The sequence below is a fragment of the Tropicimonas sp. TH_r6 genome, assembly GCF_033101155.1.
In the GTDB taxonomy this organism is placed as follows: domain Bacteria; phylum Pseudomonadota; class Alphaproteobacteria; order Rhodobacterales; family Rhodobacteraceae; genus Tropicimonas.
The window spans coordinates 51,520-67,527 of record NZ_JAWMPX010000027.1 but is presented as its reverse complement, the minus strand read 5'-3'; the positions used below and the strand labels follow the sequence as shown (position 1 = coordinate 67,527).

Sequence of the window (16,008 nt, the reverse complement as noted above, 5' to 3'; positions counted from 1 at the left end):
CGGCTGCGGGAGTGTCGATGTCGAGATCCTCGACGGTCACTTCGTAGGCAATGCCCTGAACGGTAATCCGAAGGCGTTTCATTGGTCTTGTCCTCTCAGAATATTGGGGGTTTCACCACCGAGGGTGAGCCGGGTGGGACCCCAGGCTGTTCGAATGCGGCGACCGGCAAAGGTGTCTTTGCGGCCCTCCATGGGCCAGTCGGTCACGACATGGGAGGGCGCGGCGACGCGGGTAACCACGTAGCCGGGCCCGAAGACATCCGCCACTGCCGCGGAGATCGCGGCGAGGTGGTGCGGCGGCACGCCGGCGCGCGAGGCGACGGCGGCACGCGGCGGCACGGGAGCGGCCTCGGTCGGTTTTACTTCCTTCTTCTCGCGGGTGAAGAAGAAACCGACGCCGGCACACGCCCCCCAGATAGCAGCCAGAACCGACATCACGACTGCAAAGCCGGTGCCGATAATTGCCAGGGCATCAAGCATGGGAAACCTTTCCTTACAGCGGGATGTTGCCGTGTTTCTTCGGCGGACGGGTCTCACGCTTGGACATCAGGCCACGCAGGGCGAGCGCCACGGCCGAGCGGGTCTCGCGCGGCTGGATGACGTCATGGGCCATGAGTTCACCGGCAGCGAGATACGGCGTGGCGAATTCTTCGCGATATTCTGCGATGAGTTCCTTGGCCTTCTCGGCGGGGTTCTCGGCGTCCTTGATCTCTTTGCGATAGAGAATGTTGGAAGCCCCTTCCGCGCCCATCACGGCGATTTCCGCGGTCGGCCAGGCGATGACCCGGTCCGCGCCCATATCCTCGGAGCACATGGCCAGATACGCGCCGCCATAGGCCTTGCGCATGATGACCGTGATCTTCGGCACCGTGGCGGAAGCATAGGCAAAGAGCATTTTCGCGCCGTGGCGGATGATGCCCTGCTGCTCCTGCTTGACGCCAGGCAGGAAGCCGGGGACGTCGACCAGGGTGACGATCGGGATATTGTAGACGTTGCAGAAGCGCACGAAACGCGCCGCCTTGTCGGAGGCGTCGATGTCGAGCGTGCCGGCTTTCGCCATCGGCTGGTTGCCGACAAAGCCCACGACAATGCCGCCGATCCGGCCGAAGCCGATGACGATATTCTGCGCGAAGAGCTCCTGCACTTCGAGGAAGTCGGCGTCGTCCGCCATCTTCTTGATCACTTCACGCACATCGAAGGGCGACTTGGGATCTGCGGGGACCAGTTCGTCCATCGTCGGATCGTCGACAATCGAGAGATCGGCGGCCACATGGTGCGGCGGATCCTGCATGTTGTTGGACGGCAGGAACGAGAGCAACCGGTGGGCAAGGGCCACGGCATGCGCGTCGCTATCGGCGATGAAGTGGATGTTGCCGGAAATCGAGGCGTGTGCACGCGCGGAGCCGATCTCGTCCATCGTGGTGACTTCACCGGTGACCGAGCGGATCACTTCGGGGCCGCAGATGAACATCTGGGCGTGCTCGCGGGTCATGATGATGAAGTCGGTCAGGGCCGGCGAGTAGGCCGCGCCACCGGCGCAGGGGCCGGCGATGATGGAGATCTGGGGCACGACGCCCGAGAGCTGCACATTGCGGTAGAACACCTGGCCATACCCGGCCAGCGAGCCAACGCCTTCCTGGATCCGGGCTCCGCCCGAGTCATTGAAGCCGATGACCGGGATGCCGGCTTTCACGGCGTGATCGAGCGTGTGGCAGATCTTCTTGGAGTGAATTTCACCCAAAGAGCCGCCCACAACGCCGAAATCCTGGGAGAAGGCCGCAACGGGACGCCCGTCCACGAAGCCCGTGCCGACGACGACGCCGTCGGTCGGGATGTCCTTCTTGTCCATGCCGAAATGGCGGGTCCGGTGCTTGGCGTGCAGCCCGAATTCCTGGAATGTTCCTTTGGAGAAAAGCGCATCGAGACGCTCACGCGCCGTCAGCCGCCCCTTCGCATGTCGGTCATCGGCCTTTTTCTGGCCGCCACCTTCAAGCGCATGGGCGCGCCGTTTCTCCAACTCGTCCGCAAGTTTCTTGTCTATTGCCATGTTAGGACTGTTCTCCTAAGGCCGCGCCCCTTAGGGGGCATGAGGTTTCTTGACGACTGCCGGGGGCCTCCCCGCGGGCCGTGGCCCTGGCATTCGCAACACTTGAGATCGGGTGCAGCCTTCCGAGGGATGGCCAGGCTGACGCCCGACCGGCTGATCCCGGATCGTGGTCGTGCCCCGAACGGGCCGTGGGCCGGGCACGGACCTGCCACTGCCGGAACGGAATGCGCCTTGGCGCCGGTCGCTTTGCTTTGAAAGGTCAAATTCAAGAGCGTACCTTTTGTTTCCATTCCGAATAGCGGGTCTGCACTGACTGGCATCTGGCTTGTTCGGTTTACGGGCCGGATCGCGCGCGACAACACCACGTGTATCGTTTTAGCACAACCCGGACACAACGCCGCTGTTGCGGCCTCGATCGGAGCGTCACACGAAGTGCGCGTCCCGGTAGACGTGATCCACGAGATCCTCGCGCAGAAGGCACAGTTCGGAGAGTTTCTCGTCGCTGAGCGCCTCAAGATCCCGCAGTCGCGCGGCCTTCTCAGCCTTGTCCGTGCCCGGCAATTGCGAGGCATGAATATCGGAGAAGAAGCGAACCACGCGCAGCCGCGTGGCATCCGCGCAAGGGCGGGCACCAGGATCCTGAATCATCGTCATTTCCTCAGATTTGGGAAGGTTCCTTCCCATGATCCGGTGATAAGACAGGGGCGGCGGCCTCGCTATACGGATTGCCGCAATCCCGAGATGCGCTGTCGGCAAGGCGGTTTACGTAACCGCGAAGAAACGGGACCAGCCGCGCGGGGAGATCGGCGCGCCGGTGGGCCGAGGCCCGCCGACACGCCGAGGGAGGATTGATGGTTTTCAGGAGTGCGGCGGAAGATGGGACCGTCCGGCTGGCTTTTGCGATCGAGAGGCCGGGCTTTGCCACTCAAGCTCCCCGGCGCCGCGGAGCGCAGGGCAAGGGCTCGACCTGCGCGTCTTTCTTGCCGCGAGAGAGCAAACATCCGGTCAGCAAAACGGCGTCCCAAAGCATTCCGTCATGATCGCAAGGTTCGCTCTCTCCCTCCGAAACGGCGACGCCCCGCCCACTTTTCAGGGGGCGGGGCGTTAGCCTGGATGAGACCTGCCTCGTGTCTCTTCTTCTTGGTTATTTCTTCCCGGTCAGCGCTGCATATATGCGTTCACGTAACCGGCGCCCCGCACGGTCGACAGGGCCGACCGGGTCTGGGCGTCACTGGCGAATGGCCCGGCCTGAACCGCGCTCAAGGTCCGACCTGCCGATTTCACGTCAACCGCCCGTGCCGAGATCCCGCGCGCCTGCAACCGCTTCACAGCGCGCTCCGCCGCATCGGTCGAGCGGAAAGTTCCGACCTGCAGGTTGCGATGGTGCTCCGCGGTCGCGCTCTTGGAGGAGGCGCGATAGGTGCTGCCGGAAGAAGCCGGGACCTTGTAGCCCTTGATCTCCAGCCCGACTTCCACCGCCTGTGGGTCGACGAGCCGTGCCGGAACGTCCTCGGTCCAGATCCGGTTCATCTGCGCCCGGCCGGCAAGCGTGCGCTCGCCACGATTGGGATTGTGCCGCCCTGTACCGAACGCGTATTTATACCCCTTCGGCAAGGTCGGCAGGTCATAGACCGGCTGCGCGCCGGTAAGGTCCGACGCCGCGACGCGGAGCCCCGCATCGTTGTCGAGCCAGGCCTTGGCGCCCCAGATCGCATTTTCCGTGGTCATGGTTGGCCCGTCACCGCCCGCATCCGCCAGTCCAACCGTGCTCGAGCCGACTGCCGGGGGCACCGTCTGCACGTCGTCCGTTCCAATCGTCTTCGCTTGACCTGCTCCAGCGGCGACACTCAGCGCCAGCAGGGAACACGCCATTCCCCGCAACATCATGGTTACTCCCACATCATCTTGTGGGTGAACCATGGCGAGTCGGTGGAATCCTGTAAAGCGATTTTCAGGTCGCTCCGTCAAATGATTCGCAGTTTTCTCGCCCCGTCCTCACTTCGTGCCGAACATCCGGTCCCCGGCATCGCCAAGACCCGGCACGATATAGCCGTGATCGTTGAGATGGCTGTCCAGCGCTGCGGTGACGATCGGCACGTCCGGATGGGCCTCCTTCATGCGGGCAACACCCTCGGGAGCGGCCAGCAGGCAGAGGAAGCGGATATTGGTGGCGCCGGATTGCTTGAGCAGGTCGATTGCGGCGGCCGAGGAGTTGCCGGTTGCCAGCATCGGGTCGACCACGATCACGAGGCGGTCCTGCATCTCCGGCGGCACCTTGAAGTAATATTGCACCGGCTCCAGCGTCTCCGGATCGCGGTAAAGCCCGACGAAGCCGACCCGCGCACCGGGGATCAGCTCCAGGATACCGTCAAGCAGGCCATTGCCCGCCCGCAGGATCGAGATCAGCGCCATCTTCTTGCCGGCAAGCTTGGGCGACTGCATCTCCGTGATCGGCGTCTCGATAGTGACCTGCTCGGTATCGAGCTCGCGGGTGACCTCATAGGCGATGAGTTGGGAGATCTCGCGCAGCAACTGGCGGAACTTGTGGGTGGACGTGTCCTTGTCGCGCATGATCGTGAGCTTGTGTTGCACCAGCGGGTGATCGACGACTGTCAGGTGGTCATACATCGGCGTGTTCCAGTTTCTTCAGCAGGACGGATCGGGTCTCGGAATCGCAGAAGGCGGCCTCGGCGGCAACCCGGTTGAGCGCGGCAAAATCATCCTCCCCCCATCCGAAGGTCTCGGCAAGCCGCTCATATTCGTGGGTGAGCGTGGTGTGGAAGAAGGGAGGATCGTCGGTCGAGACCGTCACCTTGACGCCGGCCGCGCGCAGCTTCGCGATCGGATGCGAGGCCCAGTCCGGATAGACGCCGAGCGCGACATTCGAGCCCGGGCAGACCTCCAGCACGATTCCGCTCGCGGCAAGGTATTCAACGAGGGCCGGATCCTCGATAGCGCGCACGCCATGGCCGATGCGCTCCACGCCGAGATCCTCGATGCTCTCGCGCACACTGTCGGGGCCGCGCCATTCGCCGGCATGGTTGGTGAGCCGAAGCCCGGCTTCACGGGCGCAATCGAAGGCCCAGGTGAAATCGCGCGGATGGCCGTTATTCTCGTCGCCGCCCATGCCCAGCCCGACGATCCAGTCCCCGGCCGTCTCGGCCGCACACATGGCCGGTGCCTTGGCCCGTTCGGGGCCGAAATGGCGAATCGGGGTGACGATGCCCCGGAGAATGGGACCGCCCTGCGCTTCGATGGCGGCACTCGCCTCCTGGATCGCGGCGAGATACTCGCGCCAGGCGGCCAGGTCCCCGCCGCCGCAAAAATCAGGAGAGATGAAGGTTTCGGCATAGATAACGTCCTGCGCGGCGAGACCCTCGAGCACGGAGGTGGTCAGGCGGGCATAGTCCTCGGGCGTTTGGAGCACGGAGGTCGCGGCTTCGTAGACGCGCAGGAAATCGACGAAACCATCATAGGCATAGGAGCCGCTTTCATCGAAGATCGAGGAGAGGTCGACATTTTTCTCGGCAGCGAGGCTGCGGATGAAGGCGGGCTGCGCGGCGCCTTCGAGATGCAGGTGCAGCTCGATCCTGGGTGATGACGTCATTCAGGCCTGTCCGTTTCATTTGGTTTCGTTCGGGCGCCCGGCCCGGGTTTGCACGACAATAGCGCCAAAGGCCGGCGAGGGTAATGCTTGGCGCGGCATGTTTGAAGCGCGGACAATAGGGACGGTCGCTGAGGTCACACCGGGAACCGTGCCCGTCAACGCTCAGCCCAAGCATCCCCGATCGGCTCACCGCTCCTCTTCAACGAGCCACAATCGCCCGCAGACAGACCGTCGCGAACATCCCGGATCGCACCAGCCCTATACGCTGCCAAGAAAGCTGCGCCCCGGCCCGTAAGACGTCGCGCCCAGATAGGCAGCCACCGTGGCCGCGACATCGGCGAAGGCGACATTGCCCAAGCTCCCCTGCCCCGCGCCATGAACCAGCACCGGAACCCGCTCACGGGTGTGATCCGTGCCGTGCCATGTCGGATCGTTGCCATGGTCGGCGGTCAGAACCATCAGGTCGCCCGGTTTCAGACGCGCAAGGATCTTGCCGATCTCCGCATCGAACCATTCCAGCGCTCGGGCATAGCCAGAGACATCCCGCCTGTGCCCATACAGGCTGTCGAACTCGACGAAGTTGGCGAAGGTCAAGCTGCCCTCCGGCGCCTTCGACACGTAGTGGTCGAGATGCGCCATCAGCACCGCATCCGGGCCGGTACGAACCTCGTCGATCCCCTCCATCGAGAATATATCGCCGATCTTGCCCACCGCCTGCACCCGCTTTCCGGCCATTTGAACCCAGTCGCAGAGCGTCGGCTCGGGCGGCGCGATGGCATAGTCATGCCGGTTGCTCGTCCGCGTGAACCCCTCTTCCGGGCTGCCGACGAAGGGGCGCGAAATCACCCGGCCGACCTTCATCTCGTGTAGCATCGGCGCCAGCCTTTGGCAGAGCTCCTGCAGGCGCTGCTCGCCGAAGCTCTCCTCATGGGCGGCGATCTGGAAGACGCTGTCGGCCGAGGTGTAGCAGATCGGCCAGCCGGTCTTCATGTGTCGCTCGCCCAGCCGCTCCAGGATCTCCGTGCCGGAGGCGTGGCAATTGCCGAGGATCGCCTGCACATCCGCCATTTCGCAGACCGCGCGCACCAAAGGTTCCGGAAACGCCTTCTCTTCCTTGGGGAAATAATGCCAGTCCCAAGGCACCGGCACACCGGCCAGTTCCCAGTGACCGGAAGGCGTGTCCTTGCCCGGCGAGACCTCCTGTGCCGCTCCAAACCGCCCCTGAGGCACGGCGCTCAGCCCCGGCGCGGCCTCACCACCGCCAAGCTTGGCCGCCTCGCCCAGGCCCAGCGCGTCAAGATTGGGCATCCGGAGCGGCCCGCTGCGCCCCTCCTCGGCCCGGCCCTCGGCGCAGGCCTGCGCAATATGGACCAGCGTATTGGCGCCCGTATCGGGCACACCGTCATTGAAGAAGCGATCCGCGTCCGGCGCGCCGCCGCAGCCAACCGAATCCATCACCACCAGAAATGCGCGTGTCATGCCGTGATCCTCTCATGCACCAAATCCGGCGCCGCGGCGCCCTCTTCAGAGATCGTATAGGCGGCCCGAATGGCCTGCGCAGCCGCCTCGGCCGCCGCCTCGCTCGCGGCGTGAACCTGCGCCAGAGGCTGCTTTTCGGAGACCTCCGTGCCGATACCGACAAGCCGGTCGAAACCGACCGACGGGTCGAGCTTGTCGCCCTCCTTCAGCCGACCGCCGCCAAGCAGCACCACGCCCATCCCGACGGCCTCCGTGTCCACCGCCGCCACGATCCCCGGCGTCTCGGGGAAGATGTCCCGGACCACCGGCGCCACGGCGAGATGCCGTCGCCAGGATCCGACGAAATCTGCCGGGCCGCCCAGCGCGTAGATCATCCTCTCGAATGTCTCCGCCGCCTCGCCGGAGCGAAGCACGGTTTCGATCCGCCCGCGCCCGTCCTCTGCATCCCCGGCAATGTCACAGAGCGCCAGAAGCTCGCCACCCAGCGCCACGGTCAGTTCCCAGAGCGGCGCGCTCACCGCTTCCCCGGTCAGCGTCTTCATCGAATCCGCCACTTCCAGCGCGTTCCCCGCCGTCTCGATCAACGGTTGGCCCATCTCGGTAATCAGCGCCGAAGCGCGGCAGCCCGTCCCCTCAGCCGTGTCCACCAGCGAATGCGCCAGCGCGCGGGCCTCCACCATATCCTTCATGAAAGCGCCCGAGCCCATCTTGACGTCCAGCACCAGTGCGTCGAGCCCGGCGGCCAGCTTCTTGGACAGGATCGAAGCGGTGATCAGGTCGATGCTCTCCACCGTGCCGGTCACGTCCCGGATCGCGTAGAGCCGCTTGTCCGCCGGCGCGATATTGCCCGAAGCGCCGACAATGGCGCAGCCCACCGAACCCACGACCTCGCGCAAATGCTCCTCCGAATGCTCCGCCGTGTAGCCCGGGATCGCCTCCAGCTTGTCCAGAGTGCCGCCGGTATGACCAAGGCCGCGCCCGGAGATCATCGGCACATAGGCCCCACAGGCCGCCAGCGCGGGGGCCAGTGGCAGAGAGACGCAATCGCCCACGCCGCCGGTGGAATGCTTGTCCACCGCCGGGCCGGGCAGGTCCCAGCCCAGAACCTTGCCACTGTCGCGCATCGCCAGCGTCAGCGCGACGCGCGCCTCTTCGCCCAGCGGGTCGCGGCAGACCCCCATGGCAAAGGCGCCGGCCTGCGCATCCGTCACCTCCCCCGAGCCAATCGCCGCCCCGAACCAGGCCATCTCCTCGGGGCTGGGCTGCAGGCCGAGCCGGAGCGTCGCCAGAATGCGTTTTGCTTCCATGGGTCAGTCCTTTTCCATGTGATCGGCGGAGAAGGCGCCCGGCAGGAGTTCGGAAACGGTCATGACCTTGATCGCGCCATCCATCGTCGCCATCGTCACCTTCACATCACCGTCCATCGCGAATTCCTTCAGCTTCTGGCGGCAGCCGCCACAGGGGGGAACCGGCGCCGGGCTGTCGGCGATCACCGCGACCTCCGCGATGCCGTACTCTCCCGCCGCCGCCATGGCCGCAATTGCGCCGGCCTCGGCGCAAGTACCTTCCGGATAGGCCACATTCTCGACGTTGCAACCGGCATGGATCGCCCCGGAGGCGGTGCGAAGCGCCGCGCCTACCTTGAAGTTGGAATAGGGAGCATGGGCGTTTTCGCGCACCGCTTTCGCGGTGTCGATCAGGGGATTATCGGTCATAGAGGCCTCCGTTTGGGGCAGTGTGTTCCCGCACGCGAAACGATGCAAGGGCAGGTGCGCGGAATCCGGGCGACAGATTGACTCTCGGTTGGCGCGTATGCTGCCGCTCGCTGCGCGCGCAACGGAAGCCGCGCCAGCGCCTGCCCGTGGGATGGCGCTGCAACACCTGTGGTCGGCACTTTAACTCAGCCAAACCCGAAGAGGTTCAATCCGTTGTGCGCGGGTGTCAAAGCGCCTGCCCGCCGGGACGGGCAGGCGCTGGCACGGCGGGCTTCGCCCTTGGCTCCGTGCCCCAAGCACTCCGCTCCAGCGTCCGCGCGCGGCTCAAAGCGATTTCATCACTCAGACGAATTGCTCGCGGATCAGGCGCTCTTCCAGCCCGTGGCCGGGGTCGAAGAGGATCCGGTGGCGCAGCCCCGGTTCGGACCGGATCAGCACCGTGACAACATTCTTGACTGCCGAGCGGCTGTCGGCCTCGGCCATGACAGGGCGCTTTTCCGGCTGCAGTACGTCAAACCGCACCTCCGCTGTCGAGGGCAGCAACGCGCCACGCCAGCGCCGGGGCCGGAAAGCGGACATCGCGGTCAGCGCCAGCACCTCGGAGCCGATCGGCACGATAGGACCATGGGCGGAATAGTTATAGGCGGTGGACCCGGCCGGTGTGGAAACCAGCGCGCCATCGGCCATGAGCTCTTCCATGCGCACGCGTCCATCGACCGAGATGCGCAACTTGGCAACCTGCGGGCCCGCGCGCAGCAACGAGACCTCGTTGATGGCCAGTGCGTCATGCATCTCGCCATCGGCGGTGATCGCCCGCATCGCCAGCGGCGTGATCACCTCTTCCTCCGCCTGCTCCAGCCGGTCGACCAGCTCGTCCGAGGAATACTCGTTCATCAGGAAGCCGACCGTGCCCCGGTTCATGCCATAGACAGCGACATCGAGATGCTGGGTCTCATGCAGCGTATGGAGCATGAAGCCGTCGCCGCCGAGAGCGACTATATAGTCGGCCTCTTCCGGGCTGCTGCGTCCGTAGACCCGCTCAAGTTCATAGAAGGCGTTCTGTGCCGACTCGGCCCGGCTCGCCATGAAGGCAATCTTGGTCATGGTCGCGCTCCACCCTTCCCGGCCCGCCTGTTTCGCAAACGTCATCCCCCGACACCATCGGAAAGGCAAGTCTTGCATTTTGACGCGCAAGCGCCAGATCCGGCCGTATCCTGCCTTTTCGTGGGCGTCCCCATGAGCTACATCCCCCGCAACGCAACATGCGGCCAGCTCCCGGCGGCCGCCCGACGAGGGATCTTCCATGACCAAGGATACCGGTTTCTTCACCGAAACGCTCGCTTCCCGCGACCCCGAGATTTTCGAAGCCATCGGCCTTGAGCTGGGCCGCCAGCGCGACGAGATCGAGTTGATCGCCTCCGAGAACATCGTCTCCCGCGCCGTACTTGAAGCGCAGGGCTCGGTAATGACCAACAAGTATGCCGAAGGCTACCCGGGCAAGCGCTACTATGGCGGCTGCCATTTTGTCGATATCGCCGAGAACCTCGCCATCGATCGCGCCAAGGAGCTGTTCGGCTGCGAGTTCGCCAACGTCCAGCCCAATTCGGGCAGCCAGATGAACCAGGCCGTGTTCCTCGCGCTGCTGCAGCCGGGCGACACCTTCATGGGGCTCGACCTCAATTCGGGCGGACACTTGACCCACGGCTCGCCGGTCAACATGTCCGGCAAGTGGTTCAACGTCGTCTCCTACGGTGTGCGCCAGCAGGACAACCTGCTCGACATGGAAGACATCCGCGCCAAGGCGCTGGAACACAAGCCGAAGCTGATCGTGGCCGGCGGCACCGCCTATTCCCGCGTCTGGGACTGGGAATCCTTCCGCGCCATTGCCGACGAGGTTGGCGCCTACCTGATGGTCGACATGGCCCATATCGCCGGCCTCGTTGCCGGTGGCGCGCATCCCTCGCCCCTGCCGCACGCCCATGTCGTCACCACCACGACGCATAAATCCCTGCGTGGCCCGCGCGGCGGGATGATCCTGACCAATCATGCCGATATCGCCAAGAAGGTGAACTCGGCTGTCTTCCCCGGCCTGCAGGGCGGCCCGCTCATGCACGCGATCGCCGCTAAGGCGGTGGCCTTCAGCGAAGCGCTGGACCCGTCCTTCAAGGACTACGCCGCGCAGGTCGTGGCCAATGCCCGCGCGATGGCGGACGAGCTGATGAAAGGCGGCATCGACGTCGTCTCCGGCGGCACCGACAACCACCTGATGCTCGCCGACCTGCGCCCCAAGGGCGTGACCGGCAAGGCGACCGAGAAGGCCCTCGGGCGCGCCTTCATCACCTGCAACAAGAACGGCGTCCCCTTCGACCCGGAAAAGCCCTTCGTCACCTCCGGCATTCGCCTCGGCACTCCCGCCGGGACGACCCGCGGCTTCGGCGAGGACGAGTTCCGCGCCATCGCCCGGATGATCATCGAAGTGGTCGACGGGCTCTCGGCCAATGGTGAAGACGGCAACGCGGCGGTCGAAGAGAAGGTCAAGGCCGAAGCCAAGGCCCTCTGCGCCCGCTTCCCGATCTATCCAGACCTCTGAGCGACCACCCAAAGCTCTGCTGAAAATCTTGAAAAACCCTTGGCCGCCGACAGGAGCTTTCCTGTCGGCGGTCGTTTCTCATGATGCCGGCGAGCCGAACTGTGTTTTACCTTTGGTTTCCGAGGCGAAGACGCCATCGCCCGGAATTGCGGACTGGAGTCACGGCAAAGACGGATGTTGGAGAAGCCGGTGCCAACCAGCGTGTTTTCGCCGCAACGCTCAAGCATCCGCAAGGAAACTGTGGCGCATTCGATTTGAATTCGCATTACTTCAGAGTGGATCTCCTGCGCCATCCCGAGCTTGCGCAACATGCATCCACTGAATGGTAACGCGTCGCGAATAACGAGTATCAAAGCAGTTCGGAGACTCCCAGGATGGCGAACAGTTCTTTTGTCCTGTCGGGCAATCATTTCCTGTCCGACCCCAGTATCAGTACGAACTCCGGTGCCGGGAATGGCGGCACTCTGACCATCATCGACGGCACGGCCATCTTCGAGTCGAGTTGGCAGATCGAAGTATTGTTGAAGGACACGACCACCGATGGCGAGATTGACGGCAGCACGAAGGTTGTCGGCCTCATGGTCTACGCGTCGGACGCCGACTACCAGAGCGGTACTGTCCTCTACAGCTACGAGCCGATGAACCCCGGGCAATATGCAGAGATCCAGTCCGATCTGACCGGGCTTGGTGACAGCTATGTGCGATTCAATGCGAATGTGCTGGTCTCTTCGGATAGCGGCGCGCCCGTCCTCTCCACGTTGATCGCCGCCAACGAGCCCCTTGTCGACGAGCTCGCTTCCGGGCCAATCACACTCGACCGGCTCACCGATTATGATTTTGACGACGATGGCGCCATTGACGAGGGGACAAACGAAGAAGCCAACGGCCTCTTCAATGTGGACGGCGCGCCTTGTCTGGTGGCCGGGACGCTGGTGCGAACCCCGACCGGTGCCCGCCCGGTGGAGGAAATCCGCGCAGGCGATCTTGTGGACGTGCTGGACGGGCCACCGCAGCGCGTGCGTTGGAGCGGACAGCGGACCGTCTGCGGCACCGGCCGGCTCGCCCCGATTCGCATTGATGCAGGCGTTCTTGGCAACAGCCGCAGCCTGCGCGTTTCGCCCAATCACCGGATGCTCATCCAGGGCGCCGTGGCGGAGTTGCATTACGGAACGCCCGAAATCCTCGTCGCAGCGGAACACCTGACCGACAATCCGGGCATCGCGGCGCAGCCCTGTGAACGCGTCACCTATTGCCACCTGCTCTTCGACTCCCACCAGGTCATTTTCGCCGAGGACTGTCCGACCGAGAGCCTTCATCCTGGCCAGATGGCGATCAACGCGATGGGTTCGGACACGCGGCCGGAGCTCCTGCGCCTCTTCCCGGACCTGTCCACTCAGGCGCGGGAGCGCCCTCTCAGCCGGCTTGCGCCGTGTCGCGCAGAGCTTGTGCCGCTGCTTGCCGGACAGGCTACGCAACGACCACATTCAGCGCTCAGGGCGTGACGACGATATTGCCGGTATGCATTTTGTCGATAAAGGCCTGCTGTGCGCGGTGCAGCTCCCGCAGCGGATAGGTTGCGGCGAGAGAGGGACGCAGGGCACCGGATTCGATATGGCGCAGGACGGCCGGGAAGACCTCCGGCGGCACGACGGTCGAGCCGGTGAACGTCAAGTCTCGCAGGTAGAGCGTGCGCAGGTCGAGATCGACAATCGGTCCGGCGATAGCGCCTGAGCAGGTATAGCGTCCGCCGCGCGCCAACCGGTCAATCAACCGGCCGAAATTGTCTCCGCCCGCAATGTCAGCCACGACCGTGACAGTATCGGTCCCGATTGCGGCGTGCAGTGCCGCACCCAGATCCTCCGGAGCCCGATCAAGCAAGGCATCTGCCCCGAGCTGCGCAACTGCCTCATGCTTGGCCGCGGACGCCATCGCGATGACCGTCGCCCCCCGCAGCTTGGCCAATTGCACCAGCGCTCCGCCGACACCGCCCGACGCTCCGGTGACGAGCACGCGGTCCTCCGGGCCGACCTTGGCGCGTGTCAGCATGCCCTCGGCAGTGATATAGGCGCAGGGGAAACTCGCCAGCTCCGCATCGCTCAGCGTGCTTTCGACGGGGGCGAGATTGCGCTGGTCCGCCACGGTGTATTGCGCGAAGCCGCCATCGCATTCGGAACCGAAGAACCCCGTCTTGTCGCGATTGAGCGGGTCGTCCCAGTCGCGCAGCCAGCAATCGACCATGACCCGCCGCCCCATCAGCGCCGCATCCGCGCCCTCGCCGAGCGCTGCGACCCGGCCCACCACATCCGCCCCCTGAATGCGCGGGAAGGAAAGCGGCGCGCCGCCCCAGGTCGGGTCGTCCGGATCGACGCTGTCATGGGCATCGCCCGTCGTCGCCTCGCTGACCTGCTTGGAATACCAGCCAGAGCGGGTGTTCACGTCCGTGTTGTTGAGCCCGCAGGCACCGACGCGGACCAGCGCCTGCCCCGGGCCGGGCGTGGGCACCGGCCAGTCCTCATGCCATTCCAGCATCTCGATGCCACCATGTCCGGTCAGCACCATTGCCTGCATGGTTTCCGAAATTCTCATATCGGCCTCCTGCGGACTGGGAGCCGCCAGATGGCGGTTCGAACCCTATAACATGCTCTGTCTCGACCGGTACGCGAAATCCGGCTCCGAACGCTCCTATTCTTCGCTTGTGCCGGAAGCCGCCAGCGAAGATGGTCGCAACAAGCGAAAAACAGACGCGCCTCGGCGCGCGCGACAGGGACAGGCACGGGAAGCGATGACGGAACTCAAGGATTATTGGCAGAATTACATCGACGGCGAATGGGTCGATGGCGGCGCCGGGCGGATCGAGGTGATCGACCCGGCCTCCGGCAAGGTGTTGGCGACCCACGCGCTGGCCGATGCGCGCGATGTCGACTTCGCGGTGCAGGCGGCCCGGCAGGTGCATCGCTCGGGCGAGCTGTCCGGGCTGCGTCCGGTCGATCGCGGCCGGATGGTGCAGGCGATGGGGCGTTTCCTGCTGGAAAAGATCGACGAGATTGCGCCGGTTCTGTCGCTGGAACAGGGCAAACCGCTCTGGGAAGCGCGGGTCGAGATCACCGGGGCCGCGCGCTATTTCGAGTATTACGGCAACCAGGCGGAGACGCTGGAAGGCCGGTCGATCCCGCTCGGGCGCAACTATTTCGACTTCACGACCTATGAGCCTTATGGCGTCTCGGCCCAGATCATCCCCTGGAACTACCCGCTGGAAATGGCCGCCCGCTCGCTCTCGGCCGCGCTCGCAACAGGCAATGCCTGCGTGATCAAGTCGCCAGAACTGACGCCCCTGAGCCAGGCCTGGTTCGCGCTGGCGGCGGAGGCTGCCGGGCTGCCCTCCGGCGCTGTCAACATCCTGTGCGGCTATGGGCGCGAGGCCGGCGCGGCGCTGGCGGGACACCCCCAGGTCAACCAGGTCGTCTTCACCGGCTCGGTCCCGACCGGCGTCGCGGTGGCCAAGGCGGCGGCGCTCAACGTGGTGCCCTGCGTGCTGGAACTGGGCGGCAAATCGGCCGCCATCCTGCATGATGACGCCGATCTCGATGCCTTCGTCAACGATGTCCGCTGGGGGATCTATTTCAACGCCGGCCAGACCTGTTCGGCGATGAGCCGGGTGATCGTCCACGAAAGCCGGCATGACGACCTCGTCGACCGCGTGGCCGAGATGGCGGAGACACTCTCGGTCGGTCCCGGGATCGACCGGGCCGAGTTTGGCGCCAATATGGGTGCGATGGTCAGCCTGCAACAGCGCGACCGGGCCGAGATCATGGTCACGGAAGCGATCAATGCCGGCGCCAATCTCGCCACCGGCGGACGGCGTCCGAAAGACTATAGCGGAGCCTTCCTCCAACCGACCGTGCTGACCGATGTCACCCCCGACATGGCCATCGCCCGCGAGGAGATCTTCGGGCCGGTCCTCTCCGTCATTCCCTTCCGGGACGACGAGGAGGCCATCGAGATCGCCAATTCGACGCAATACGGACTGGTCGGCGGGGTTTTCACCTCGGATCTCGACCGCGCCATGCGCGCCGCGCGCCGTATCCGCGCCGGGCAGGTCTTCGTCAACGAATGGTATGCTGGCGGGGTGGAGACGCCCTTTGGCGGTTACGGAAAGTCCGGATATGGGCGGGAAAAAGGGCGCGAGGCGCTTTTGAACTACGTCCAGACCAAGAATGTCGCAATCCGACTGCGGTAAGGGCAGGCCCGATCCGGACGAATACGCTGCCCGGTCTCCGCGAACCCGTTTGGACGGATATCCATGCCCCGGCGCCTGCCTGCGCGCCTAGCGACGGCCGTGAACAGGCACGCGCCCCGCAACGCGGCGCAAGTCTCAGGACCGTGACAGAAGGTGCTAGCGCTTACAGCAAAGCTTCGTGCAGAAAATGCATAGCGGGTTTGACAGCCACCCCGGTTGTTCAACCCGCGTCCTTCGGTACGTTCGATACCGAAGTGAGCGCTAACAATTCGAGTATACGCGTTCCAGGAAACGGTTCGATCCGATGTCGAACACATATCGAAGGATCGTCAG

General features: G+C 64.6%; 14 protein-coding genes. 3 read left to right on the top strand and 11 right to left on the bottom strand.

Annotation, left to right across the window (positions count from 1 at the left end; all coding sequences use genetic code 11):
- Positions 1-78 precede the first annotated feature (78 nt).
- From R3X27_RS20455 to R3X27_RS20410, 10 genes are all read right to left on the bottom strand, one after another.
- On the bottom strand, positions 79-480 hold the full coding sequence (locus R3X27_RS20455) for an OadG family protein (protein WP_317710747.1): 402 nt from the start codon (positions 478-480) through the stop codon (positions 79-81).
- A 13-nt stretch (positions 481-493) separates the two neighbouring features.
- The gene (locus R3X27_RS20450; RefSeq protein WP_317710746.1) at positions 494-2,047 is read right to left on the bottom strand and encodes an acyl-CoA carboxylase subunit beta; all 1,554 of its coding nucleotides are present in this window, start codon (positions 2,045-2,047) and stop codon (positions 494-496) included.
- Positions 2,048-2,470: 423 nt separating this feature from the next.
- Positions 2,471-2,695, bottom strand: coding sequence for a hypothetical protein (locus R3X27_RS20445; RefSeq protein ID WP_317710745.1), 225 nt, complete (start codon positions 2,693-2,695; stop codon positions 2,471-2,473).
- A gap of 510 nt (positions 2,696-3,205) precedes the next feature.
- Complete coding sequence (locus R3X27_RS20440; protein ID WP_317710744.1) at positions 3,206-3,847, bottom strand: SPOR domain-containing protein; 642 nt, start codon at positions 3,845-3,847, stop codon at positions 3,206-3,208.
- 195 nt (positions 3,848-4,042) lie between these two features.
- On the bottom strand, positions 4,043-4,675 hold the full coding sequence (gene upp / locus R3X27_RS20435; protein WP_317710743.1) for a uracil phosphoribosyltransferase: 633 nt from the start codon (positions 4,673-4,675) through the stop codon (positions 4,043-4,045).
- Positions 4,668-5,654, bottom strand: coding sequence for an adenosine deaminase (locus tag R3X27_RS20430; protein ID WP_317710742.1), 987 nt, complete (start codon positions 5,652-5,654; stop codon positions 4,668-4,670). The genes upp and R3X27_RS20430 overlap by 8 nt, the downstream gene beginning before the upstream one ends.
- 258 nt (positions 5,655-5,912) lie before the next feature.
- Complete coding sequence (locus R3X27_RS20425) at positions 5,913-7,133, bottom strand: phosphopentomutase (RefSeq protein ID WP_317710741.1); 1,221 nt, start codon at positions 7,131-7,133, stop codon at positions 5,913-5,915.
- Entirely contained in the window at positions 7,130-8,440 is a 1,311-nt protein-coding gene (locus R3X27_RS20420) for a thymidine phosphorylase (protein ID WP_317710740.1), read from the bottom strand. The genes R3X27_RS20425 and R3X27_RS20420 overlap by 4 nt, the downstream gene beginning before the upstream one ends.
- Before the next feature lie 3 nt (positions 8,441-8,443).
- Positions 8,444-8,848: a cytidine deaminase gene (gene cdd, locus R3X27_RS20415; RefSeq protein WP_317710739.1), complete on the bottom strand. Its 405-nt coding sequence runs from the start codon at positions 8,846-8,848 to the stop codon at positions 8,444-8,446.
- Positions 8,849-9,190: 342 nt separating this feature from the next.
- Positions 9,191-9,952, bottom strand: a complete 762-nt coding sequence (locus R3X27_RS20410) for an NAD kinase (protein ID WP_317710738.1) — start codon at positions 9,950-9,952, stop codon at positions 9,191-9,193.
- A gap of 199 nt (positions 9,953-10,151) precedes the next feature.
- Between R3X27_RS20410 and glyA the strand changes: the two genes are divergently transcribed.
- The gene (gene glyA, locus R3X27_RS20405) at positions 10,152-11,438 is read left to right on the top strand and encodes a serine hydroxymethyltransferase (protein ID WP_317710737.1); all 1,287 of its coding nucleotides are present in this window, start codon (positions 10,152-10,154) and stop codon (positions 11,436-11,438) included.
- Positions 11,439-11,812: 374 nt separating this feature from the next.
- A complete protein-coding gene (locus R3X27_RS20400) occupies positions 11,813-12,940 on the top strand; it encodes a Hint domain-containing protein (protein WP_317710736.1) in 1,128 nt (375 codons plus the stop codon).
- Here R3X27_RS20400 and R3X27_RS20395 read toward each other — a convergent pair.
- Positions 12,930-14,024 (bottom strand): alcohol dehydrogenase family protein, encoded by a 1,095-nt coding sequence (locus R3X27_RS20395; RefSeq protein WP_317710735.1) that lies wholly within the window; start codon positions 14,022-14,024, stop codon positions 12,930-12,932. The two genes, R3X27_RS20400 and R3X27_RS20395, sit on opposite strands and share 11 nt — an antisense overlap.
- A gap of 196 nt (positions 14,025-14,220) precedes the next feature.
- Here R3X27_RS20395 and R3X27_RS20390 point away from each other — a divergent pair, with 196 nt between their 5' ends.
- Positions 14,221-15,675 (top strand): aldehyde dehydrogenase family protein, encoded by a 1,455-nt coding sequence (locus R3X27_RS20390; protein WP_317710749.1) that lies wholly within the window; start codon positions 14,221-14,223, stop codon positions 15,673-15,675.
- Positions 15,676-16,008 lie beyond the last annotated feature (333 nt).

Bases quoted from the DNA above. Each gene is read 5' to 3' on its own strand.
- R3X27_RS20455 (WP_317710747.1), bottom strand. From the start codon at position 480: ATGCTTGATGCCCTGGCAATTATCGGCACCGGCTTTGCAGTCGTGATG.
- R3X27_RS20450 (WP_317710746.1), bottom strand. From the start codon at position 2,047: ATGGCAATAGACAAGAAACTTGCGGACGAGTTGGAGAAACGGCGCGCC.
- R3X27_RS20445 (WP_317710745.1), bottom strand. From the start codon at position 2,695: ATGATTCAGGATCCTGGTGCCCGCCCTTGCGCGGATGCCACGCGGCTG.
- upp (WP_317710743.1), bottom strand. From the start codon at position 4,675: ATGTATGACCACCTGACAGTCGTCGATCACCCGCTGGTGCAACACAAG.
- R3X27_RS20430 (WP_317710742.1), bottom strand. From the start codon at position 5,654: ATGACGTCATCACCCAGGATCGAGCTGCACCTGCATCTCGAAGGCGCC.
- R3X27_RS20425 (WP_317710741.1), bottom strand. From the start codon at position 7,133: ATGACACGCGCATTTCTGGTGGTGATGGATTCGGTTGGCTGCGGCGGC.
- R3X27_RS20420 (WP_317710740.1), bottom strand. From the start codon at position 8,440: ATGGAAGCAAAACGCATTCTGGCGACGCTCCGGCTCGGCCTGCAGCCC.
- cdd (WP_317710739.1), bottom strand. From the start codon at position 8,848: ATGACCGATAATCCCCTGATCGACACCGCGAAAGCGGTGCGCGAAAAC.
- R3X27_RS20410 (WP_317710738.1), bottom strand. From the start codon at position 9,952: ATGACCAAGATTGCCTTCATGGCGAGCCGGGCCGAGTCGGCACAGAAC.
- glyA (WP_317710737.1), top strand. From the start codon at position 10,152: ATGACCAAGGATACCGGTTTCTTCACCGAAACGCTCGCTTCCCGCGAC.
- R3X27_RS20400 (WP_317710736.1), top strand. From the start codon at position 11,813: ATGGCGAACAGTTCTTTTGTCCTGTCGGGCAATCATTTCCTGTCCGAC.
- R3X27_RS20395 (WP_317710735.1), bottom strand. From the start codon at position 14,024: ATGAGAATTTCGGAAACCATGCAGGCAATGGTGCTGACCGGACATGGT.
- R3X27_RS20390 (WP_317710749.1), top strand. From the start codon at position 14,221: ATGACGGAACTCAAGGATTATTGGCAGAATTACATCGACGGCGAATGG.